The 21,725-nt window shown below is 71.4% G+C and carries 25 protein-coding genes; 9 read left to right on the top strand and 16 right to left on the bottom strand.

Features of this window, described 5'->3' with window-relative positions:
* The first annotated feature begins 286 nt into the window (after nucleotides 1–286).
* Nucleotides 287–1,753, top strand: coding sequence for a PAS domain-containing sensor histidine kinase (locus tag GTY58_RS15845; RefSeq protein ID WP_037648999.1), 1,467 nt, complete (start codon nucleotides 287–289; stop codon nucleotides 1,751–1,753).
* A gap of 248 nt (nucleotides 1,754–2,001) precedes the next feature.
* On the opposite strand, the gene GTY58_RS15840 is transcribed toward GTY58_RS15845, so the two are convergent.
* Together GTY58_RS15840 and GTY58_RS15835 are read right to left on the bottom strand one after the other, a co-directional pair.
* Nucleotides 2,002–2,259: a WhiB family transcriptional regulator gene (locus GTY58_RS15840; protein ID WP_006380970.1), complete on the bottom strand. Its 258-nt coding sequence runs from the start codon at nucleotides 2,257–2,259 to the stop codon at nucleotides 2,002–2,004.
* A 319-nt stretch (nucleotides 2,260–2,578) separates the two neighbouring features.
* On the bottom strand, nucleotides 2,579–3,547 hold the full coding sequence (locus GTY58_RS15835) for a diacylglycerol kinase family protein (RefSeq protein WP_010984446.1): 969 nt from the start codon (nucleotides 3,545–3,547) through the stop codon (nucleotides 2,579–2,581).
* A 137-nt stretch (nucleotides 3,548–3,684) separates the two neighbouring features.
* Between GTY58_RS15835 and GTY58_RS15830 the strand changes: the two genes are divergently transcribed.
* Nucleotides 3,685–4,134 carry a hypothetical protein gene (locus tag GTY58_RS15830; RefSeq protein ID WP_037648996.1) on the top strand — a complete coding sequence of 150 codons (450 nt, stop codon included), beginning with the start codon at nucleotides 3,685–3,687 and terminating at the stop codon, nucleotides 4,132–4,134.
* Between the two features lie 53 nt (nucleotides 4,135–4,187).
* Here the strand turns inward: GTY58_RS15830 and GTY58_RS15825 are convergent, their stop codons facing one another.
* The 3 genes from GTY58_RS15825 to GTY58_RS15815 all read right to left on the bottom strand — a co-directional run bounded on the left by GTY58_RS15825 (nucleotide 4,188) and on the right by GTY58_RS15815 (nucleotide 6,306).
* Nucleotides 4,188–5,342 (bottom strand): RNA polymerase sigma factor SigF, encoded by a 1,155-nt coding sequence (locus GTY58_RS15825; protein WP_078234443.1) that lies wholly within the window; start codon nucleotides 5,340–5,342, stop codon nucleotides 4,188–4,190.
* A gap of 17 nt (nucleotides 5,343–5,359) precedes the next feature.
* Nucleotides 5,360–5,773: an anti-sigma regulatory factor gene (locus GTY58_RS15820; protein WP_010984443.1), complete on the bottom strand. Its 414-nt coding sequence runs from the start codon at nucleotides 5,771–5,773 to the stop codon at nucleotides 5,360–5,362.
* A 272-nt stretch (nucleotides 5,774–6,045) separates the two neighbouring features.
* Nucleotides 6,046–6,306 (bottom strand): UBP-type zinc finger domain-containing protein, encoded by a 261-nt coding sequence (locus tag GTY58_RS15815; protein ID WP_010984442.1) that lies wholly within the window; start codon nucleotides 6,304–6,306, stop codon nucleotides 6,046–6,048.
* 61 nt (nucleotides 6,307–6,367) lie between these two features.
* Here GTY58_RS15815 and GTY58_RS15810 point away from each other — a divergent pair, with 61 nt between their 5' ends.
* The gene (locus GTY58_RS15810; protein ID WP_010984441.1) at nucleotides 6,368–7,969 is read left to right on the top strand and encodes a Na+/H+ antiporter; all 1,602 of its coding nucleotides are present in this window, start codon (nucleotides 6,368–6,370) and stop codon (nucleotides 7,967–7,969) included.
* Nucleotides 7,970–7,975: 6 nt separating this feature from the next.
* Here GTY58_RS15810 and GTY58_RS15805 read toward each other — a convergent pair whose 3' ends face one another.
* The 3 genes from GTY58_RS15805 to GTY58_RS15795 form a co-directional block, all read right to left on the bottom strand.
* Entirely contained in the window at nucleotides 7,976–8,893 is a 918-nt protein-coding gene (locus GTY58_RS15805) for a pyridoxal-phosphate dependent enzyme (protein WP_037648994.1), read from the bottom strand.
* A gap of 46 nt (nucleotides 8,894–8,939) precedes the next feature.
* Nucleotides 8,940–9,530 carry an N-acetylmuramoyl-L-alanine amidase gene (locus GTY58_RS15800; protein ID WP_037648992.1) on the bottom strand — a complete coding sequence of 197 codons (591 nt, stop codon included), beginning with the start codon at nucleotides 9,528–9,530 and terminating at the stop codon, nucleotides 8,940–8,942.
* A gap of 169 nt (nucleotides 9,531–9,699) precedes the next feature.
* Nucleotides 9,700–9,933: a hypothetical protein gene (locus GTY58_RS15795; protein ID WP_037648990.1), complete on the bottom strand. Its 234-nt coding sequence runs from the start codon at nucleotides 9,931–9,933 to the stop codon at nucleotides 9,700–9,702.
* Nucleotides 9,934–10,227: 294 nt separating this feature from the next.
* Between GTY58_RS15795 and GTY58_RS15790 the strand changes: the two genes are divergently transcribed.
* From GTY58_RS15790 to GTY58_RS39625, 6 genes are all read left to right on the top strand, one after another.
* The gene (locus GTY58_RS15790) at nucleotides 10,228–11,634 is read left to right on the top strand and encodes a family 2B encapsulin nanocompartment shell protein (RefSeq protein WP_010984438.1); all 1,407 of its coding nucleotides are present in this window, start codon (nucleotides 10,228–10,230) and stop codon (nucleotides 11,632–11,634) included.
* A gap of 136 nt (nucleotides 11,635–11,770) precedes the next feature.
* A complete protein-coding gene (locus tag GTY58_RS15785; protein ID WP_010984437.1) occupies nucleotides 11,771–12,955 on the top strand; it encodes a family 2 encapsulin nanocompartment cargo protein polyprenyl transferase in 1,185 nt (394 codons plus the stop codon).
* A 221-nt stretch (nucleotides 12,956–13,176) separates the two neighbouring features.
* Nucleotides 13,177–13,767 (top strand): GNAT family N-acetyltransferase, encoded by a 591-nt coding sequence (locus GTY58_RS15780; RefSeq protein WP_010984436.1) that lies wholly within the window; start codon nucleotides 13,177–13,179, stop codon nucleotides 13,765–13,767.
* Nucleotides 13,768–13,814: 47 nt separating this feature from the next.
* Nucleotides 13,815–14,030: a hypothetical protein gene (locus GTY58_RS40690; protein WP_010984435.1), complete on the top strand. Its 216-nt coding sequence runs from the start codon at nucleotides 13,815–13,817 to the stop codon at nucleotides 14,028–14,030.
* Nucleotides 14,031–14,125: 95 nt separating this feature from the next.
* Nucleotides 14,126–14,473 carry a DUF952 domain-containing protein gene (locus tag GTY58_RS15770; protein WP_010984434.1) on the top strand — a complete coding sequence of 116 codons (348 nt, stop codon included), beginning with the start codon at nucleotides 14,126–14,128 and terminating at the stop codon, nucleotides 14,471–14,473.
* Nucleotides 14,470–14,760, top strand: coding sequence for a hypothetical protein (locus GTY58_RS39625; protein ID WP_037648987.1), 291 nt, complete (start codon nucleotides 14,470–14,472; stop codon nucleotides 14,758–14,760). The genes GTY58_RS15770 and GTY58_RS39625 overlap by 4 nt, the downstream gene beginning before the upstream one ends.
* Nucleotides 14,761–14,763: 3 nt before the next feature.
* Here GTY58_RS39625 and GTY58_RS15765 read toward each other — a convergent pair whose 3' ends face one another.
* The 8 genes from GTY58_RS15765 to ptlD form a co-directional block, all read right to left on the bottom strand.
* The gene (locus tag GTY58_RS15765) at nucleotides 14,764–15,501 is read right to left on the bottom strand and encodes a VOC family protein (protein ID WP_037648985.1); all 738 of its coding nucleotides are present in this window, start codon (nucleotides 15,499–15,501) and stop codon (nucleotides 14,764–14,766) included.
* 102 nt (nucleotides 15,502–15,603) lie between these two features.
* Nucleotides 15,604–16,032 carry a VOC family protein gene (locus tag GTY58_RS15760; protein WP_042493119.1) on the bottom strand — a complete coding sequence of 143 codons (429 nt, stop codon included), beginning with the start codon at nucleotides 16,030–16,032 and terminating at the stop codon, nucleotides 15,604–15,606.
* Between the two features lie 2 nt (nucleotides 16,033–16,034).
* A complete protein-coding gene (locus tag GTY58_RS15755; protein ID WP_010984431.1) occupies nucleotides 16,035–16,496 on the bottom strand; it encodes a helix-turn-helix transcriptional regulator in 462 nt (153 codons plus the stop codon).
* Nucleotides 16,497–16,555: 59 nt separating this feature from the next.
* Entirely contained in the window at nucleotides 16,556–17,905 is a 1,350-nt protein-coding gene (gene ptlI, locus GTY58_RS15750; protein ID WP_010984430.1) for a pentalenene oxygenase, read from the bottom strand.
* Nucleotides 17,906–17,961: 56 nt separating this feature from the next.
* The gene (ptlA, locus tag GTY58_RS15745; protein WP_010984429.1) at nucleotides 17,962–18,972 is read right to left on the bottom strand and encodes a pentalenene synthase; all 1,011 of its coding nucleotides are present in this window, start codon (nucleotides 18,970–18,972) and stop codon (nucleotides 17,962–17,964) included.
* Between the two features lie 604 nt (nucleotides 18,973–19,576).
* Nucleotides 19,577–20,590 carry a polyprenyl synthetase family protein gene (locus tag GTY58_RS15740; RefSeq protein WP_010984428.1) on the bottom strand — a complete coding sequence of 338 codons (1,014 nt, stop codon included), beginning with the start codon at nucleotides 20,588–20,590 and terminating at the stop codon, nucleotides 19,577–19,579.
* Nucleotides 20,587–20,763, bottom strand: a complete 177-nt coding sequence (locus GTY58_RS15735; RefSeq protein ID WP_010984427.1) for a hypothetical protein — start codon at nucleotides 20,761–20,763, stop codon at nucleotides 20,587–20,589. Before GTY58_RS15735 ends, GTY58_RS15740 begins: the two co-directional genes overlap by 4 nt.
* A gap of 51 nt (nucleotides 20,764–20,814) precedes the next feature.
* Nucleotides 20,815–21,723: a neopentalenolactone/pentalenolactone F synthase gene (gene ptlD, locus GTY58_RS15730; protein ID WP_037648983.1), complete on the bottom strand. Its 909-nt coding sequence runs from the start codon at nucleotides 21,721–21,723 to the stop codon at nucleotides 20,815–20,817.
* Between the last annotated feature and the right edge of the window lie 2 nt (nucleotides 21,724–21,725).

Below are 21,725 nucleotides of genomic sequence, written 5' to 3'. Positions count from 1 at the left end.
TAGTCCACAATGTGCAAGTAAAATAAGTAAAGCCACATACCTCCGTCTTCCCCGCACAGGAAGGCGGATCGAGGAACCGGCGCTCTCTGCCCTGACTGCTCCGGGTCCTCATCCATCGGCCGACCGGGACCGCACACCCCACGGCCGTTGCTGCTCCGGGCTGCGGTGCCGGGAGGGTTGAGGGTCCCTCTCAGGCGCCGCGGCCCGCGGGTGTTTCCGGGCCCGCGCCGCCCGCCGATTTCGGGCCATGTCCGAACCCCCGGGTACGCTCGCAGATGTGCCCTCCATGAACGAACTCGTACGCCAGCACACGGCCCTCGACGACTCCGACCTCGAGTGGTTGCACATGCTGGTCTCGGAGTGGCAGCTGCTCTCCGACCTCTCCTTCGCCGACCTCGTCCTCTGGGTCCCCACACGCGACGGCACCCGCTATGTGTCCGTCGCCCAGATGCGCCCCAACACCGGCCCCACCTCGTACCAGGACGACATGGTCGGCCACCTCGTCCCGCGCGGCCGCCGACCCCTGCTGGACGCGGCTCTGGACGAGGGCCGGATCGTGCGCGAGGGCGACCCCGAGTGGCGCGAAGAGGTCCCCGTACGGGTCGAGTCCATTCCCGTCCGCAGGGAAGGGCGCGTCCTCGGTGTGATCGCCCGCAACACCAACCTCCTGACGGTGCGCACCCCGAGCCGGCTGGAGCTGACGTACCTCCAGAGCGCCTCCGACCTCGCCCAGATGATCGCGGCGGGCTCCTTCCCGTTCCCCGACCAGCAGGTCGACATGGACGCCTCGCCGCGGGTCGGCGACGGACTGATCCGGCTCGACGGGGACGGCATCGTCCAGTACGCCTCACCGAACGCGCTGTCGGCGTACCACCGCCTCGGCCTCGCCGCCGACCTCGTCGGCCACCACCTGGGCAAGACCAGCGCCGAGCTCGCCCCGTCCCGGGGACCGGTGGACGAGGCGCTGGCCAAGGTCGCGAGCGGCTGGGCGCCCCGCGAGTTCGAGATCGAGGGCGAGGACGGGGTCATCCAGCTGCGCGCGATCCCGCTCAAGCCCAAGGGCACCCGCATCGGTTCGCTCGTGCTGCTCCGGGACGTCACGGAACTGCGGCGCCGCGAGCGGGAGTTGATAACGAAGGACGCGACCATCCGGGAGATCCACCACCGGGTGAAGAACAACCTCCAGACGGTCGCGGCCCTTCTGCGGCTCCAGGCCCGGCGCATCGACTCCGACAGCGGCCGCGAAGCCCTGGAGGAGGCCGTGCGCCGGGTCGGTTCGATCGCGATCGTGCACGAGACGCTCTCGCAGAACCTGGACGAGCGGGTGGAGTTCGACGAGATCGCCGACCGCGTGCTCGCCATGGTCGCCGAGATCTCGCCGGGCAAGGTGACGGGGCGGCGCAGCGGCCGCTTCGGAATCCTGGACGCCGAGGTCGCCACCCCGCTGTCGATGGTCCTCACCGAAGTCCTCCAGAACGCGCTGGAGCACGGCTTCCGCGAGGGCGACCGCGGCACGGTCGAGGTCTCGGCGGTCCGCGGCGGCACCACGAAGGAGGCGCGCCTCCTGGTCACCGTCCAGGACGACGGCGTCGGCCTGCCCGAGGGCTTCGACCCGCACCGCTCGGGCAACCTGGGCCTGCAGATCGTACGGACCCTGGTGGAGGGCGAGTTGGGCGGCACCTTCGACATGGTCCCGGCCCCGGAGCGCGGTACGCAGGTGATCCTCGACATCCCCGTACGGGCGCACAAGTAGGGCCGTACGGGGAAAAGCGGATCGATCGCACCCGCGAAGACCAGCGAAGAACAGGGAAGACCAGCGAAGAACGGCGAGAACGGCGAAGAACGGCGAAGAACAGCAATGAACCCCGGACCAGTTGATGGTCCGGGGTTCACCGTGCTCGTGCTATGCGCATCGGGGGTACTGCGCGCTGCGGCTCGGGGGCGGGAGATGCGTACGCGCTGTACGCGCCGCCAAGCTCAGGCTCGTTGCGGGGTGGGGCGTCAGGCGGTGGCCTGACGGGCCCGGTTGCGGGCGGCGCGGCGCTTCATGGCGCGACGCTCGTCCTCGCTGAGGCCACCCCAGACACCCGAGTCCTGGCCGGACTCGAGCGCCCACTGCAGGCACTGCTCCATGACGGGGCAGCGGCGGCAGACGGCCTTGGCTTCCTCGATCTGCAGCAGCGCAGGACCGGTGTTGCCGATGGGGAAGAAGAGCTCGGGGTCTTCCTCGCGGCAAACGGCGTTGTGACGCCAGTCCATGGCTGCTACCTCTCCTTGGTATTACATTCAGGTTGCTTGTGAATGTGAACGCTTTCACGAATCCCTCAACAAGTGAAGGGCCGATCGTCAGACGGACTGACGTGGTCCTTTGGATTGAGGAGGGGTTCTGGCTCTCTGTGGAGGCCGGTGTTGCGGGCCGTCTCGATCGCCACGTAGAGACTCGCAAACCTCAGCGGCGGATACAACCCCTTCCGGAAAGTTTTTTTTGATTCCTCGGTGTCGACTAGGTCACAGCCGTACTTCCATGGGGTGGACCGTGGTCTAAACGTTCGAGTGAAAGGAGTTTGGCTCGTTCCGCTCACACAATCACACGCAGTGCACGGCGTACGCCTGTGAACGTCACGCTCGTACGGAGCCCGAGGTGGTCGCCGTCCATCTGGAGGGGTAGGGGCGCCTTCGAATGCAAGGTGAAGTCGGTCAGGTCGTGCAGCGATACGGCGTGTTTGCCATGGGGTCCGCGCTCGGGGGACGAAGTGAGCAACTGGGTCGCATACCGGGCAACCGAGGCCGTCGACATGCGGCTGAGGCCGAGTATGTCGAGCCCGGTATCGAACGAGGCCTTAGGTGACGCGTACACCGGACGATTGCCGAGAAACGTCCAGGGTGAGGTGTTGCAGATGAGGGACAGGACCAGATCCGTGACCGGGGCCGCGCCGGGTCGCTCCAGCGTGATCGTTCCGTGCCTGCGGTGAGGTTCGTCCAAAAACTGGCGTATGGCCTGGCGCAAATACAGGCTGTGCGTGGAGCGCCTGCCGCGCTCGCGGTGTTGTTCGACCCGGCCGACCACACCCGCGTCGAAGCCGAGACCCGCGTTGAAGGTGAACCAGCGGGACGGGACCGCCTCGTCCTCCGTGCCCGGGGTGCCGGCGGCCAGGCCGAGGCCGACGGTGCGCTCACGCTTCTCGCGCAGCGCGTCGAGCAGGGCGCCGGTGGCCTCCACGGCGTCGTTGGGCAGGCCGAGGGCGCGTGCGAAGACGTTGGTGGAGCCGCCGGGGACCACGGCGAGGCGGGGGAGGTGCTCCGGATCGGGGCCGCGGTGCAGCAGGCCGTTCACGACCTCGTTGACCGTGCCGTCGCCGCCGAGCGCCACGACCAGCTCGATGTCCTCGCTGTCCGCCGCCTGCCGGCCGAGGTCCCGGGCGTGTCCGCGGTACTCGGTGGTGACCGCCTCGAGTTTCATCTCGCTCGCCAGAGCGTGGATCAAGACGTCACGGGTACGTGCGCTTGTGGTGGTTGCCGCCGGATTGACCACGAGAAGTGCACGCATGCGATGCAGGGTACCTACTGGGCGGTACTCGGCCCAGGCCGAGGTAGAGATCGGGTAAGAGTTCGAGGCGTGGCCTTGGGCACAGTGGAGGTGCCCGGGAGGGAGGGAGGCCAGTGGCCGACGGCTACCCTGCAGGGGTGAGTGCTGAGCAGAACCGCGTCCCGGACACCTCCGACGCCGAGCCCCGTCCCGGGCGGCTGACCGCCGCGGCGGCGCTGGCCGCGCTGGAGGGGCTCGCGCTGGCCGCGGGCGGTGTCTGGATGCTCGTACGAGGCGTCACGGGTGACCCGGACGACCGGCAGCAGGCCGTCACCGGCGGCATCACGCTGCTCGTGCTCGCGCTGCTGCCCCTGCTGGCGGCGCGCGGGCTGCTGCTGCGGCGCGGCTGGAGCCGGGGCCCGGCGATCATCACCCAGATCATGGCGCTGCCCGTGGCCTACAGCCTGCTCCAGGCCGACAGCATCGCCATCCCCGCGGGAATCGCGCTCGCGGCCGTCGCGGTCACGGCTCTGGTGCTGCTCGTGAACCCGGCCACGACCCGGGCGCTCGGTATCCGGAGGCCCGGGAACGTGCAGGACGAGAAGTAGCGACGCGTGCGGGGTGGGGCCGGAGCGGGCGGAGACGCTGGGCGCTTCCCGGCTCACTCCTCGACGAGCAGCTTCTCCCGCAGCTGGGCCAGGGTGCGGGCCAGCAGACGCGAGACGTGCATCTGTGAGATGCCGACCTCCTGCGCGATCTGCGACTGCGTCATGTTGCCGAAGAAACGCAGCAGCAGGATCCGCTTCTCCCGCGGCGGGAGGTCCTCGAGCAGCGGCTTGAGCGACTCCCGGTACTCGACGCCCTCCAGCGCCTCGTCCTCCGCGCCCAGCGTGTCCGCGACCGCCGGGGACTCGTCGTCCGTGTCGGGGACGTCCAGGGACAGCGTGGAGTACGCGTTCGCGGACTCCAGGCCCTCCAGGACCTCCTCCTCCGAGATGGCCAGCTTCTCGGCCAGCTCGTGCACCGTCGGCGAGCGGCCGTGCTGCTGGGACAGCTCCGCCGTGGCCGTCGTCAGGGCGAGGCGCAGCTCCTGGAGTCGGCGCGGCACACGGACCGCCCAGCCCTTGTCGCGGAAGTGCCGCTTGATCTCGCCGACTACGGTCGGGGTCGCGTACGTCGAGAACTCGACGCCGCGCTCCGGGTCGAAGCGGTCGACCGACTTGATGAGACCGATGGTGGCGACCTGGGTGAGGTCGTCCAGCGGCTCGCCGCGGTTGCGGAAGCGGCGCGCGAGGTGCTCCACGAGCGGCAGATGCATACGGACCAGCCGGTTGCGCAGCTCCGCGTACTCCGGGCTGCCGTCGGGCAGCATGCGCAGCTCGATGAACAGGGCGCGCGCCCCGCTGCGGTCCTGGGGGTCGTGCTGTGTGCCGCTCGGCACACTCGGCTCAGCGTTTCGCTCGTGCTCGCTCATCGTCCCGCCCGTCACGCGCCGCCCTTTCGAGGACGCTCCACCGGACTCCGTCCGCAGAGCCTCCCCGCGGGCACCCGCTGGATCCCGTCGCCCGTCGACCGGGACGGAGCGCGCCGCGCGCCCGCCCTCGCCGAACGGCTCTTGCTGCTGAGAACCCTCGGCCGCCGCCGAGGAGTGGTCCTCGGGGTGCGGCCGGGCCTGCTCGGGGATGCCGTCGATGCCGTCCGCCGTGCGCCGCGGCCCGCTGGGGCCGCCGCCCCCCAGGCTGTCGGCTCCGATCGAGCAGGGGGCACCCCCGTCCTCGGTGGGAAGTTCCCGTGTGCCGCGCTCTTCGTCCTGCACCGGCCCGTCCCCGTTCCTCACGCCGGCCCGGGTCCCGCGCCGCGCTGTTTGTAGAGGCTGATGGACACAGTCTTGTCGTCGGCGACCGCGGAGGAGACCTTGCCCGCGAGGGCCGACAGAACGGTCCAGGCGAAGGTGTCGCGCGACGGGGCGTGACCGTCCGTGGTCGGAGCGGAGACCGTGACCTCGAGCGAGTCGTCGACAAGCCGGAAGACGCAGCTGAGCACCGAGCCCGGCACGGCCTGCTGGAGCAGGATCGCGCAGGCCTCGTCGACCGCGATGCGCAGGTCCTCGATCTCGTCGAGGGTGAAGTCCAAACGGGCCGCGAGACCGGCTGTGGCCGTACGCAGCACCGACAGGTAGGCACCCGCGGCCGGCAGCCGGACTTCCACGAAGTCCTGGGTCGCGGGCTCGCCGTCGATCTGGGACACCCTCACCTCCAAGGTGGTACAAGCTTTTTCGGGGGCCGAGGGTCGCCCCCCGGGGTAACGCGCTAGGTGGTTCAGCGGTGACGCTACCGCGCTCTCAGGTTTTCTGTCCCCGGGACCCCAACCCCTTGCTGTCACTCATAGTAAACCTATGTATACGCACAGTGGCTAGGGGTCTGCGGGCCCAATTGGGAAGAGCGCGCGCCGGGTTGACGTACCCAGGCGTCAGACGGTCGAACCGTCCGGACCCAGGGTCACACGAGTACGGCCCGTAGTCACACGAGGACATGATCGACGAAGCACCAGCGCCAGCTTTCGCCGGGCTCGAAGGTTCGCATCACGGGGTGCCCGGTTTCCTTGTGGTGCTCCGTCGCGTGGCGCCGCGGCGACGAATCGCAGCAGCCCACGTGTCCGCACACCAGACACAGCCGTAGTTGCACCGGGTGCGTGCCGGTGGCCAGGCACTCCGGGCAGGTTTCGCTCAGAGGTTCGGGCTCCGGGTGCGGCAGCGCGTCGGCGTGCGTGCACTGTTTCATGATTGCCAGGTTACGACGGGTGTGCGGGAAGCCGCGCGAAAAAGAGGGCGGGCGGAAGACGATGGACGTATTGCCACTGCTGTTGCTGGTCGCGGGCAGCGCCGCGGTCGCCGGAGCCGCACGCCGTACGCCCGTACCCGCACCGCTGCTGCTCGTCGCTGCGGGCCTGATCGCCTCGTACATCCCCGGGGTGCCCGAGTACACCCTCGACCCGGAGGTGGTGCTTCCGCTGGTGCTGCCTCCGCTGCTGTACACGGCCGCCAGCGACAGCTCGTACCTCGATCTGCGCGCGCAACTGCGACCGGTGGCGCTGCTGTCCATCGGCTACGTCCTCTTCGCGACCCTGGTCGTGGGCTGGGCCGCGTATCTGCTCGTGCCGGGCCTGCCGCTGCCCGCGGCGCTGGTGCTCGGCGCGGTGGTCGCGCCGCCGGACGCGGTCGCGGCGACGGCGGTGGCGCGGCGGGTGGGGCTGCCCTCGCGGATCACCACGATCCTCCAGGGCGAGTCCCTGGTGAACGACGCGACCGCGATCACCGCCTACAAGGTGGCCCTCGCCGCCGCGGTCGGCGAGGGTGCGACCTGGGCGCACGGGGTGGGCGAGTTCCTGCTGGCGGCGGTCGGCGGCGTGGCGGTCGGGCTGCTGCTGATGGTGCCGCTGCACTGGCTGCGCACGCACCTGAAGGAGGCGCTGCTGCAGAACACGCTCTCCCTGCTGATCCCGTTCGTCGCGTACGGGCTCGCCGAGTGGGCGCACGCCTCCGGAGTGCTCGCCGTTGTCGTCGTCGCCCTCTACCTCGGGCATCGCAACTACGAGGTCGACTTCGCCACCCGGCTCCAGGAGGAGGCGGTGTGGAAGATGGTCGCGTTCGTCCTGGAGTCGGCGGTGTTCGCGCTGATCGGCCTGCAACTGCAGGTCGTGCTGAAGGGGCTCGGGGAGTACCGGGGCGTCGACGCCGCCTGGTACGCGGTGGCCGTCTTCCTGGTGGTGGTCCTCGCGCGGTTCGTGTGGGTGTATCCGGCGACCTTCCTGCCACGCCTGCTCTCCGCGCGCATCCGGGAACGCGAGGAGAACCCCACCTGGAAGGCGCCGTTCATCATCGGCTGGGCGGGCATGCGGGGCGTGGTCTCGCTCGCCATCGCCTTCTCGATCCCGCTGACCGTCCACGGGCAAGGGAAAGGTCCCTTTCCCGGCCGCAACCTCATCCTCTTCCTGACCTTCACGACCGTGATCGGCACGCTGGTCGTGCAGGGCCTGACCCTGCCCCCGCTGATCCGTCTGCTGAGACTCCCGGGGCGCGACGCGCAGGCCGAGACGCTCGCGGAGGCCAATGCCCAGGCCCAGGCCTCCCGGGTCGCCGAGCTGCGGCTGAACGACCTCCTCGACGACGAGCGCAACGCTCTGCCGCCGCCCCTGGCCGACCGGCTCCGTGACGTCCTGGAACGGCGGCGCAACGCGGTCTGGGAGCGGCTCGGCGCGGTGAACCCGGTGACCGGGGAGTCCGTCGACGACACCTACCGGCGCCTGTCGCGCGAGATGATCGCCGCCGAACGCTCGGTCTTCGTGAGGCTGCGCAACGGCCGTTACATCGACGACGAGATGCTGCGCACGCTGCTCAGACGCCTGGACCTGGAGGAGGCGGCGGCCTTTCGGGAGGCGACCTGAGCCGCCTCAGCCGAGCGGCCGTCCGGTGATGACGGCCGCGACGGTCGTGCCGCGGGCGAACCCGCCCTCTTCGGCCAGGGCGACAAGTCCGTACAGCATCTTGGCGACATAGAGACGTTCCACCGGCAGTCCGTGTCGCCGCTCGAAGTCCGCCGCGAACGCGTGGAGGCCGGGAGAGGTACGGGCGTAGCCGCCGAAGTGGAAGCGGTCGTCCAGGGACCAGGCGCCCTGGCGGCCGCCGAACGCCCGCTCCTGGAGCGCGGTGACCTCGGCGGTCAGGAAGTCGCCCTTGAGGACCGGGACGCCCAGCGCCCGCTGGCCGGGGCCGAGGCCGGCGGCCAGGCCCGCGAGCGTGCCGCCGGTGCCGCAGGCGAGGGCGACGACGTCGGCGTGCCCGCGCAGCTCCTCGCCGAGGGCGCGGCAGCCGCGTACGGCAGGGGAGTTGCTGCCGCCTTCGGGCACGACGTACGCGTCCTCGGCGGCCACCGCGCGCAGGATCGCGGCCAGCGTCCCCGGTTCGGTCTTGCGGCGGTACGTCGACCGGTCCACGAAGTGCAGCCGCATGCCGTCGGCCGCGCACCGGGTGAGGGAGGGGTTCAGCGGACGGTCGGCCAGCTCCTGGCCGCGGACCACGCCGATCGTGGCCAGCCCCAGGAGGCGGCCCGCGGCGGCCGTCGCTCGCAGGTGGTTCGAGTACGCACCGCCGAAGGTGACGAGCGGGCGGCCCGCCGCGGCCCGGAGGTTCGGCGCGAGCTTGCGCCACTTGTTGCCGATGAGGTCCGGGTGGATCAGGTCGTCCCGCTTGAGCAGGAGCCGGACCCCGTGCCGTGCGAAGCGCTCGTCGTCGACCGCCTGCACCGGCGACGGCAGGCGCGGTCGCAGGGCGGCGAGGTCGAGCGCTTCGGGGACGTCGGGGCCGGTCACCCCACCATTGTCGGACACCTGTGCGGAGGGGGCCGCCCGGCCGCCGTCACTTCAGACGGTCGCGGATCCGCTCCCGCAGCCAGGTCATCGTGAAGCCTCTCGGGTCCACCTTGCCCGGCTGCCACTCCAGATGGCCGATGACCGAGCGCTCCGACCAGCCGTGATGGCGGCAGATGGCGGCCGAGACCTTCTCGATCGCCTCCAGCTGGGCGTCCGGCCAGGGGTCCGTGCCGTCGCCCAGGTTCTCGCACTCGAAGCCGTAGAAGTGGCGGTTGCCGTCGGTGTTCGCCTCGTTGTCCGGCGGGAGGGCCTTCTCGGCGATCACGGCGCGCAGCACGTCGTCGTCGCCCAGACCCGCGTGGTTGGCGCGGCCGTAGCCGACCAGGTGGACGACGCCGTCCTTGGTGATGACCCCGTGGCACAGCGGCCCCGGCAGCCCCTCGTAGCCGTCGCGGCAGAGCTCGACGGTGTGTTCGCTGCCCGAGGTGACGGTGTGATGGATCATCACACCGTGGACCGGCCCCCAGGGGCCCTTGTGATTGCGGTTGTGATGCTCCCAGTCGCCGACCTCGACGACGGTGACGCCTTCCTCTCTGAGCCGGTCCAGGAAACTGCCCGCGGACATGGGTGGGGCCATGACCGCCTCCTTAGCGCTGCGCGACGGCCGCCCGTCGCGACCGCCTCGTACCGAGGCTTGTACCCGGAACGCGACTGGGCGGCCCACTCGTTCGCACAGCGTGCGAGCCGATTCGGCCGACCCTGCCGACTCGGCGGTCCGGGCGGGACGGGCAGGTTCTGTCGTGCCGTCAGGAGTGGAGGAAAGCGTCTCCGTTCACCGCGATGTGGCTCTCCAGGGCCTGGAGAGCCTGCTGGGTCGCCCCGGGGGAGCCGCTGCCGCGTCGCTCCGCGTAATACGCGGCGCCCAGTTTCTTGAGCAAATCACCGCCGGCGCGCTGTGCCTGCACCTCGTCCAGCTTCTGCCGGCCCTGGGTGAGGCCCCGTTGCGCCTGTTCCTTCGCGCGGTCCAGGAAGCCTGCCATCGCTGTCTCCCGTCCTCGTCCTTGTACCTGTCCTCGTACGCGCACTTGTGTCGTCGAGGGATGAAACGGACGGCCGGATCTTGAAGTTCCCCAGCGCACCAGTTCGACGGCTCGACGGCTCGACGGCTCGACGGCTCGACGGCTCGACGGCCCGACGGCCCGACGGCCCGACCGGGTCCACCAGTGTGCCCAGTGCGCCAGTGATCCATTCCCGCTCATTCGTGTAATAGCACCGACACGCTCCGTGCTGGAGGCTTGTCCGTGCATCAGCGCATGATCGGGAGGGCAATTTTCATGTCGGTAGGCGAAGAGGTCCGCGCGGAGCAGGGCAGGCCCCAGCAGAGTCTCGGCACATCGGCCGCGCGGAACCTGGCCACGACCACCAAGTCCGCACCCCAGATGCAGGAGATCAGCTCACGTTGGCTGCTGCGCATGCTGCCGTGGGTGAACGTGCAGGGTGGCACGTACCGAGTAAACCGCCGGCTCAGTTACTCCGTGGGCGACGGCCGTGTCACCTTCGTGAAGACCGGTGACCGTGTGCAGGTCATTCCCGCGGAGCTCGGCGAACTGACGCTGCTGCGGACGTACGAGGACCAGGAGGTGCTCGGCGAGCTCGCCCAGCGCTGCGAGCAGCGGGAGTTCGCACCGGGGGAGGTGCTCGCCTCGTTCGGCAGCCGGGCCGACGAGGTCTTTTTGCTCGCGCACGGCAAGGTCGAGAAGGTGGGCACGGGCCCGTACGGCGACGACGCGGTACTCGGAGTCCTCGCCGACGGCGCGTACTTCGGCGAGCAGGCGCTGATCGACCCGGAGGCCATCTGGGAGTACACGGCACGCGCGGTCACCGCCTGCACCGTGCTCACCCTGCCCCGCCGGGACGTCGACCAGGTCGCCGAGCGCGCCGAGTCCCTGCGCGACCACCTCCAGCAGGCCCGCGCGATCCCCGAGCAGCGCACCAACAAGTACGGCGAGAAGGAGATCGACCTTGCGGCAGGCCACACCGGAGAGCCGGACATCCCCGGAACCTTCGTGGACTACGAGGCCACGCCGCGCGAGTACGAACTGAGCATCGCCCAGACCGTGCTGCGCCTGCACACGCGCGTGGCCGACCTCTACAACCAGCCCATGAACCAGACCGAGCAGCAACTCAGGCTCACCGTCGAGGCGTTGAAGGAGCGCCAGGAGCACGAACTCATCAACAACAGGGAGTTCGGGCTGCTCAACAACTGCGAGTACGACCAGCGGCTCCAGCCGCACGACGGTGTGCCAGGCCCCGACGACCTGGACGAACTCCTCAGCCGCAGGCGCGGATCCAAGCTGTTCCTCGCCCACCCGCGCGCGATCTCCGCGTTCGGCCGCGAGTGCAACCGGCGCGGGCTCGTCCCCGAGAGCGTCGAGATCGCGGGCAACCGCATCCCCACCTGGCGCGGGGTGCCGATCTTCCCGTGCAACAAGATCCCGGTCAGCGACACCCGTACCACCTCGATCATCTGCATGCGTACGGGCGAGGACGAGCAGGGCGTCGTCGGACTCCAGCAGGCGGGCATCCCGGACGAGATCGAGCCGAGCCTGTCGGTGCGCTTCATGGGCATCAACGAGCAGGCGATCATCTCCTACCTGGTCACGGCCTACTACTCGGCCGCGGTGCTCGTGCCCGACGCCCTCGGCATCCTGGAGAACGTCGAGATCGGCCGCTGGCGGTGACCTTCCGCACGAGCGGCGTGTCGTGTACCCGCCCGGCAGGGCGGGTACACCCCAGGGGTATGCGCGCGGCGGCAGCGGAAGCGTCATCGTCCGGGGACTCTCCGAGGTGGTCACATGGGTGAGTTGAGGTGGTCGCATGGGTGAGTTCCTGACGGAGGCGAAGCAGAGCCCGGCCGAGGTGCTCGAAAGGCGGAGCCCCGCGGGCCCCGCCGGCCGGCGAGGCCCGCTCCCGGCTCCGTCCACCGGGCGGCAGGCGCCGGCCGCGAGTCCGCCCACCGATCCGCAGGGCCCGGCGGCCCAGCTCGACGGGCAGGAAGCCGCGGGGATCCTGGAGCGTGCCCGGGCCTCGGTCGACCCCGAGCTGCGCCGGGCCGTCGACTCGCTGCCGGGGTCCATGCGCCGGATCGCGCTCCACCACTTCGGCTGGGAGCACGCGGACGGCACCCCGGCGGCAGGCAACGCGGGCAAGGCGATCCGCCCCGCGCTCGTGCTGGCCGCGGTCCGGGCGCTCGGCGGACCGCAGTCCTCCGCCGTTCGGGCCGCCGCGGCGGTGGAGCTGATCCACAACTTCACCCTGCTGCACGACGACGTCATGGACCGGGACACCACCCGCAGGCACCGCCCCACCGCGTGGACCGTGTTCGGCGACGCCGACGCGATCCTCGCCGGGGACGCACTTCAGGCCCTGGCCCACCGGCTGCTCGCCGAGGACCCGCACCCGGCGTCCGCGGCGGCCGCCGCCCGGCTCGCGGCCTGTGTCATCGAACTGTGCGCGGGGCAGCACGCGGACACGGCGATGGAGCGGCGCGGCCCGGGTGAGGTCACCCTCGACGAGTGCCTCGCCATGGCCGAGGCCAAGACGGGCGCGCTGCTCGGCTGCGCCTGTGCGCTGGGGGCGTTGTACGCGGGGGCGGAGGAGGAGGACGTCGAGGCGCTGGACGCGTTCGGCCGGGAGGCCGGGCTCGCCTTCCAGCTCATCGACGACGTGATCGGGATCTGGGGGGACCCGAGCCGAACCGGCAAGCCGGCCGGGGCGGACCTGATGGCCCGCAAGAAGTCCCTGCCCGTGGTGGCCGCGCTCGCCGCGGGCACTCCGGCGGCGGCGGAACTCGCCGAGCTGTACGCGGTTCCGCACCAGGAAGGGGAGCTGGAGCGCACGGTCCTGGCCGTCGAGCGGGCCGGCGGCCGCGACTGGGCCCAGCAGCAGGCCGCCGACCGGATGGCCCGGGCGATGCACGAGCTGTCCCGGGCGATTCCGGACCCGGAGGCGGCGGGCGGCCTGCTCGCCCTCGCCGAGTTCGTGACCCGGCGCAGCAACTGAAGCGGCCGACGGCCCCCGCAAGACCCCGGAGCCTTCGGGCCATGCGGCTCCTGACCCCGCACGGCACCCGGAGGCTCCGGCCGGGGCGGGTCCCGCGCATCCCCACGGTGCGCGGGGCCCGTCCCCTCATACCGCCCCGCGCGCACACCGACTACGCTGCAACGGCCGTGTCGGCTGCAACAGCCGTACGGACAGGGCTGGTTGAGGTGAAGGGGCGGGACATGGGCGTGGCGATCCGGACGGCGGGCGAGGGCGATCGCGAGGCGGTCGTCCGGCTTCTGGACGAGGCCTTCCAGCACGACCCGGTGAGCAGCTGGGTCTTCCCCGGCGAGGCGTACCGCCGGGCCACGCACCACCGGCTGATGGCGGCCTTCACCGACATCGTGCTCGGCGAGGGGCGCGTCGACCTCACCGAGGACGGCACCGCGTGCGCGCTGTGGCTGTCCCTGCCCGCCGACGCGCACGACGAGGAGGACGGCCCGGCCCGGCTGCGGGAGGCCGTCGACCCGGACAACGACCGTGTCGAGCTGATCGGCCGGCTGACGAGCGGGATCCATCCGTCGGGCCGGGCCCACGCGTACCTGTGGATGATCGCCGTGGCCCCCGGCCGCCAGGGCGAGGGCCTCGGCACGGCGCTCATGCAGCCCGTCCTCGACCGCTGCGACCGCGCGGGCCTGCCCGCCTATCTGGAGGCCAGCAGCGCCCGCAGCCGCAAGCTCTACGAACGCCTCGGCTTCGTCTCCACGACCCCCGCGCTCGACCTGCCGGACGGCCCGCGGATGTGGCCGATGTGGCGGGAGCCCCGGAGCTAGTCCGCGGCGGGAAGGCGCCGGACCCCGTACCGCAATACCCTGAGGACATGGGCAGCGATGAGTATGCGTGTCCCTCGTGCGGACAGCCTGTCGGCACGGTCGTGCGGCGCCACAAGACGCTCGGCGCCTTCGTCCCCGTGTGGGGACCCGCCCCGTGCCGGAATCCCCGGTGCACGGCGTACGTACCCGGAGGCGGGGCGGCGGCGGAACGCCCTGGGCCGCCCGAAGCGCCACCAGAAGCGCCGGCCGCGAAGGCGCCATGACGCATGAGGTACCTGGTCATCATGAGGTACCTGGTCACGGTGCGGGGCGGTTGACGCAGGCGCGGGCGGCCCGGCGCAGGCCTTAGCGTTACGCCATGTCCGAACCCCTTCTGCACCTTACCGAGCGCTCCCTGTGGGACGCCGCCCGCGACCGTGGCACGTACGAGATGGCGACGCGCGGCCGCACCCTCCAGGAGGAGGGCTTCATTCACTGCTCGCTGCGGCATCAGCTCCCCGGCGTGGCAGCGCTCCTGTACGGATCCCGCGCCGGGTCCGACGAGCTGGTGGTGCTGGTCGTGGACGCGGAGCGGCTCGCGGCGCCCGTGCGGTACGAGGCCGTGGGGCCCGGCGGCGAGGAGTTCCCGCACGTCTACGGGCCGATTCCGGTGTCGGCCGTCGTGGACGTGGAGGTCTGGACGGGCGGCGAAGCGGCTTCGGCGTGAGCGGGGTGGAGGGAGGACCGGGGGAGGACGACGGGCGCGCGGCCCCGCAGCGGGGACGGCGACGCGTCTGGCGCTGGGCCATCGGCGTGTGGGCGGCGGCCGTGCTCGTGGGCGGCGGGCTCACGCTCTGGCTCCAGGACTCGACGGAGCCGCCGCCTCCGACAGGCTGGGAGCCCGCCCCGGCACCGCTGCTGTCCGCGGACGTCCGCGACCACCCGCCGTGCCCGGGTGCGTCCGACGGGCAGGCGGTGCTGTGTGTGTACGCGACGGCTGACCCGGACCGGTAGGGACTAGGCCGGCAGGCTGCCCGTTTCCGGGTCGCGGGCCGTCAGGCAGTACGTTCCGCCCGCGGGGTCGCGCAGCACCGTCCACCGGGCGCCGCGGGCGACGAGCGTGGCGCCCAGCTCCTCGTGCCGGACCCGTGTCGCCTCGATGTCCGCGCAGGCGAGGTCGAGGTGGGCGGAGGTGGGGCGATCGGTGCCCAGGCGCTGGAGGAGAATACGGATCGGCAGCCCCTCGGGCGGCCTGACCAGGTGGAACTCCGGGAGGGCGCCGGGGTGGGAGGTCCAGCCGGTGAGGTCGCTCCAGAACGCGACGTCGAGGTCGTACACCGCCGGGGCGAGGTCGATGCACAGCTGGTCGAGGCGGCTGCCCTCGACGACGGGCGGCCGCGCCGACTCGCCGTGCCAGGGGACCGCGCAGAACAACTGGCCGCCGGGGGAGCGCAGTACGGCCCACCCCGGATGCTCGGCGACGACCTCGGCGCCGAGCCGCCGCGCCGCCCCGACGAGCGCCGGCACGTTTGCGACGGCGAGGTCGAGGTGGGCGCCCCCGGTACCGTCCCGCACCCCCTGCGCCTTCACGCACGCGTCGCCCGCCCCCGGCAGCAGCGACACGAACTCGCCCTGGTCGCCGCGGGATTCGGACCGCTCGGTCGCCGTGACGGCGGTCCAGAAGTCAACGGCCCGGACGAACTCCGCCGCGGGCCGGTCGACGAAGGCGTACGCCCAACGGATCGGTTCACTCATGGATCGCTCCCTGCCGGGCCGGACGGGGGCCATGGCCCCCCACCGTGTACATGGCCTCGTACCGTCTCCCGCCCGGCCCGCCCGCGCAACGAGGTTTCCGCGTCAGGCGGCGGAGCGCTGCTTGAAGCGCAGGAGGTTGCCCGCCGGATCGCGGAAGGCGCAGTCGCGCACGCCGTACGGCTGGTCCATGGGCTCTTGCAGGACCTCGGCGCCGGACGCCTCGACGCGGGCGAACAGGGCGTCGCAGTCCGGCGTCGAGAAGATGACCCCCCGCAGCATGCCCTTGGCCAGCAGCTCGGCCATCGCCTGCCGGTCCGCTTCGGACGCGTCCGGGTTCGCCCCCGGCGGCTCCAGGACGATCTCCACGTCCGGCTGGAGCGGCGAGCCGACCGTCACCCAGCGCATGCCCTCGAAGCCCACGTCGTTGCGGACCTCCAGGCCGAGGACGTCACGGTAGAACGCGAGTGCCTTGTCGTGGTCGTCGACGGCGATGAAGCACTGCGAGAGCATCACGCCCGGATCGGTGTCCATGTTCATGAGGTCACGCTAGGCCCTGTCGTCCATGTCCCGCCTGCCGTATCTGCCCGCCCGTACACGGGGCGGCCCCGTCTCGGGCGGGTGAGGCCCTTCGCCACGCACGGCGGGATGGGTGCCCCGTGTTCGTGCGACCGCGCCCGGTACGCGCTCGGCGTCTCGCCCACCAGCTCCGTGAAGCGCGAACTGAACGAGCCCAGCGAGGTGCACCCCACGGCCAGACAGACCTCCGTCACCGTCAGGTCGCCCCGCCGCAGCAGCGCCTTCGCCCGCTCGATCCGCCGCGTCATCAGATAGCTGTACGGCGTCTCGCCGAAGGCCGCCCGGAAGCTGCGCTGGAAGTGGCCCGGCGACATCAGCGCCGTCCGCGCGAGCGCCGCTATGTCCAGCTGCTCGGCGTACTCGCGGTCCATCCGGTCGCGCGCCTTCCGCAACCTGACCAGGTCCTCCAGATTCGCCATGCCATCAGGATGGCACGGGGCACCGACAACGCCCCGGCACGAGCCGCGTCGTCTCCCGGCTACTGACCCGGCGTACGGGCCGTCAGCCGCAGGCGCAGGCGGCGCGGGTGGTACACGGTGGCCAGGGCGACGGGCCGGACGTCCGCGTCGGGCTCCACGGTGACCCGCCACTGGCTCAGCATCGTGGCGAGCGCGAGGGTGGCCTCGGTCCGCGCGAACAGGTCGCCGATGCACTTGCGCGCGCCGGTGCCGAACGCCGTGAACGCCTGCCGGGCGACGGCCGAGGTGCGGTCGGGCAGCCAGCGGTCGGGGTCGAACCGGGACGCGTCGTCGTAGGCCTCCGAGTGACGCTGCACGGAGGAGGGGCTGAAGACGATGGTGGTGCCCTCGGGCAGGCGCACCCCCGCGAGGTCGACGTCCGACGCGGTGAGCCGGGTGAAGATCCAGGCCGGCGGATACATCCGGAGCGCTTCGGTGATGATCCGGTCCGTCAGGGACAGGCTCGGCAGGTCGTCCCAGTGCGGGGGCTTTCCGTCTAGGACGGTGTCGATCTCCTCGTACAGCCTCGCCTCGATCTCGGGATGCCGGGAGAGCAGATGGAAGATCCAGGTGAGGGTGCCGGCGACCGTCTCGGTTCCGGCCGCCATCACGGTGATGACCTGGTCGTGGATCTCCGTGTCGCCCAGCCGTCCGCCGTCCTCGTCACGGGACGCCAGCAGCGCGGACAGCAGGTCGTCGCGCTGGGTGTCGTCCCGCCGGTACTCGGTGATCAGGTCCTGCACGGTGTCGTGCAGGAAGCGCAGGTTGTTGCGGTAGCGGAGGTTGGCCGGGGTCGGCAGCCGCCGCAGGGAGTGGGGCAGGAACATCTGGCGGAAGAGCCCGTTGAGTACGGTGTCAAAGGCCTGTTCGACGCGCTGTGCCAGTTCCTCGGTGACCGGGGTGGAGTACAGCGTGCGGGCCACGGTGCGCAGCGCCATCCCGTACAGCTCGGGGAAGGCGTCGATGACCGTGCCGTCGTGCCACCGCGCCGCCGTGGCGTCGATCTCCGCGCGCATCGCCGTGGAGTACCGCTCCAGCTGCGTGCGCTGGAAGGCCGACTGCATCAGGCGCCGCTGCCTGCGGTGGTCGCGGTAGGGGCAGGTGACAAGACCGTTGCCGGCGATGTCCCGGGCGCGGTCGTAGAACACTCCTCCCTTGTCGAAGACGCGGTCGTTGGTCAGTACCTGCCGCAGCAGCTCGGGGTGGCAGGGCACATAGGCGGACGTCGGGCCAATGCGTATCTTCACCAGGTCGCCGTGCGCGGACAGCGAGGACATGAAGTGCAGGGGGCGGCGCATCATCTGCCAGGCGTGCCCCACTACGGGCACGGCCCCGGGGGCCGTTCCGGCGACGAAGGTGTGCTGGGACATCGGAATCCTCGACTTCCTCGATTGCTGGCTCCGTGCGCTGGTCAACTCCTGGGCGGCTACAGCGTGCTGCCCAGCTCCTCGAGGTAGCCCTGGTAGCTGGCGGCGATCGCGTAGTCGGCGGCGTACCGGCCCGAGCTGCGGTGCCAGTCGTACGACCCCCGGATCACCGAACGCACCCCGTCCATCCGGTACTTCTCCGCGCTCTCGCGCTCCTGCGCAGTGAGCTCGAAGGTGTCGTAGACCTTCGGCAGGCAGGCCTCGAGGAGCAGGAACTGTTCGAGGCGGGTGCGGACTCCGTCCTGCATGTGCGCGATGCTGCGGCCGCGCGTCCAGCCGTGCTCGCGCATCAGGATGAAGACCATGTTGTTCAGCTCGCCGCGGGCCTCTTCCTTCTCCAGGGAGGCGATGTCGTTGAGGATCAGATTGGTGTCGGTGGCGATCTGGAGCATCGCGAACAGCACGGCGCTGTCGAACACCCGCTGGGGCACCTCGCAGTGGCAGCTGCGCTCGGCCAGGTCCACGGTGGGCTGCACGCCGATGGTCTGCCTGCGCATGGCGAGGTAGTGACCGGCCGAGTCGTAGGGGGTGTTGAGGTGGCGGCTCACCGCCTCGTCGACGTATCCGGAGAAGTAGTTGCGCCAGTGCCGGGCGGAGCGCGCGCGCCAGGCGGGGGACATGCCCTGGCAGGTGCGCCGCCACACGTCGGCGAAACCATGGGCGATGGGCGGCGCCGACGTGGGCAGGGGGCCGTCGAGCGCGGCGGCGACGGCGTCGGTGAGCTTCCTGGTCTCCTGGGGGTCCTCGCCGCGCGGCCCGTCGAAGAGGTCGTCGAAGAGGAAGAACCACGACATCAGGTCGACGCCCAGGTCGAGGTCGGCTCCGGTGGCCGAGGGGTAGAAGCGGGCGGCCAGATCGGCGTAGCCGCCCCGGCTGTGGCGCTCGGCGGCGGCGTCGGTGCCGATGAGGCCGAGCGCGCGGGGCCAGCTGAGGTGGTCGGCCCTGGCCCGCTCGAAGTCGGGGCTGCGACGGCTGGGGAACGGTATGTGGAAGTCGACGTCCTGGGGCATTGCGGGTCTCCTGGGGGGGCTGTTGTGGGTCACAGGCGTGCCATGCCGGTCCGCGACGGGTGAGGAAGCGTTTCGGCACGGGGGGTTCGACGGGCCGGCCGGGCCGGGCGCGGCGGGAACCCGTGAGGAGGGAGCGGGCGCCTCCGGGGGTGGGATCGGCGCAAGGCGGCCTGAGCGGTGGAGGGCTGAACGACGGTCACGACCGGGCGGGCCTTCCGGGGCACCAGCGGGGACACCCGCGGGCGCCGAGCCGGCTGGTCACGGCCTGCCGGTCGCGGACATCCGCCGGGAGCAGGCGGCGCTGCCTGCGGTGGGGAGGGCGGTGGTGGCTGTCGTACGGGTGCGGGCGGCGCTGCCTGCGGTGGGGGTGGTCGTACGAGGGCGGGCGGCGTTGCCTGCCCCCGTGCGTGTGCGTGTGCGTGTGCGTGGGGCGGTTCCGGACGCTGCGGGCAGGGCTTCGGCGACGGCTCGGCAGGGTTCGGGGCCGTGGCCCGACTCGGGCCGCGCAGCGCCGGCCGACTCGGGCCGCGGAGCGTCGGCCGGCCTGGCCCGCGGAGCGTCGGCCGCGGGCCGGGCGGGTGTCCGGCCGGCGGCGCTCGCCACCTCACACCTCCCGGTCGACGACGAAGTGTCCGAGGGCGATGAGCTCGTCGCGCGCCGCGGCGTCCAGGTCGACGCCGCGCAGCGCGGCCTCCCCGAGCGCCATGCGCCGGGCCGCCTCGGCGGTGGCCCAGTCGCGGCCGCCGGCCGCCGCCACCAGGTCGGCCGCCCGGCGCAGCTCTGCCTCGTCGGGCTCGCCTGGTGCGGAGAGCCAGGTGGCCAGCTCGACACTCACGGTCCCGCCCTGGTTGAGCGCGTACGTGACCGGCAGCGACTTCTTGCGGGCCCGCAGGTCGGAGTGGACCGACTTGCCGGTGACAGCCGGGTCGCCCCAGATGCCGAGGACGTCGTCGGTCAGCTGGAAGGCGAGGCCCACCTGCTGCCCGTAGAGCGCCAGGGCGTCGACGGTGGTCACCGGCGCGCCGGCCAGTACGGCACCGATCGCGGCGCTGGCCGACAGCAGCGCGCCGGTCTTGCCGGCCGCCATGTCGACGCACTCCTCGATCGGCACATGGGCCCGCCGCTCGAACGCCACGTCCTGCACCTGCCCGCGGATGAGGTCGCGGGTGGTGCGGGCGAGCAGCCGCGCCGCGGCCGCCCCCGTGGGCAGCCCGCAGTCGAGCAGCACCTCCTGCGCGAGCGCCAGCAGCGCGTCACCGGTGAGGATCGCGCCCGAGGCGCCCCACAGCGTCCAGACCGTACGTCGATGCCGACGCTCCTCGTCGCCGTCCATCAGGTCGTCGTGCAGCAACGAGAAGTTGTGCACCAGTTCGACGGCCACCGCACCGGGCAGGCCGGTTTCCGCCGGTGCGCCGGCCGCCTGCGCCGACAGCAGCGCGAGCGCGGGCCGTACGGCCTTGCCTCCGCCGCCGTCCGCCGGGGTGCCGTCGGCCTCGATCCAGCCGAGGTGGTACGCCGCCTGATGGCGGGTCTCCTCGTCGAGCAGGTGGAGCGCGGTGCGCAACGCCGGTGTGATCGCGTCGCGGCTGCGGTGCAGACTTTCCGGGGTCACGGTCATGACGCCACACCCTTCACGGGGTCCACCAGGTGCACGGGGTCCACGGTGGACGAACGCTGCGGCGCCGCTCCTGGTGTGAGGGCGCCGTCGTGCCTGTCATTCCGGAGTCCGGCCGAGGAGTGGCCGAGGATGCCGCCTGCGGCCCCGTTGCCGCTGCGGACGGTCTGTTCCATGCTTGCCGACCTGGCTGACGCGCGAGTGACACCGCCTCGGCCCGCGCGGCATCACGCCGCGTCCTCCGGGTGCCACGGCTCCGCCGGGTCGTCGAAGATCGTGACGACCTTGCGCAGGAGCCGGCGCTCGGTCGGATCGAAAGCCCGTTTGGCGTGGACGGTCCCCAACTGGTCCCACATGACGATGTCACCGGGGAGCCACTCGTGGGCGTAGGTCAGTTCCGGCTCACCGGGCTTGGCGAACAGCTGCTGGAGCACCTCCTTGCTGGAGGTGACGTCCAGTTCGAGGATGCGTTTGGTGTTGAGCGGGTTGGCGTACACCGCGCGGCGGCCGGTCCGCGGGTTCCTGGCGATCAGCTGATGGACCGTCGCCGTACCGTCCTCGGGGGCCACGAACGGTTTCGCGGTCGGCCCTTCGATGGAGACCTCGCCCTGGTACTCCTCCTCGATGACGTCCTCGTAGCCGGACCGGAGCGAATGCCTGGCCCGGTAGGAGTGCAGGCGCTGCCGGAGGTCGTCCGGGAGGGATTCGTAGGCCGTGTACATGTCGGTGAACAGCGTCTGGCCGCCGCCCGACGGCGGTAGCTCGACCGCCGCCAGGAAGCCGATGCGGGACACCCTCGGGCGGAAGGAGTAGTCCGTGTGCCAGTCCATCCACTCCGCGTTGCCGACGCCTATCTTCTGCCCGTTCTCGTCGAGGATGTTGGAGATGAGGAGGATCTCGTTGTGATCCGGGCTGGCACCGGTCGTCAGGCCGGTCTTCGGTACGTGCCCGAAGCGCCGGGCGAACATGAGGAGGTCGTCGTTCGAGGGATCCTTGTGCCCGCGGAAAACCAGCACGAGGTGCTGGTCGAGGGCCTGCCAGATCTCTTCGACCTGCGTGTCGTCGATGGTGCCTGAAAAGTCGGCGCCGGCCACGACCGCGCCGATCGCCGAACCAGGTATCCGCGTAATGTCCATTG

It is taken from the genome of Streptomyces sp. SID5469 (assembly GCF_009862865.1).
Lineage (GTDB): Bacteria > Actinomycetota > Actinomycetes > Streptomycetales > Streptomycetaceae > Streptomyces > Streptomyces avermitilis.
This window is presented reverse-complemented; position numbering and strand designations above follow the sequence as displayed.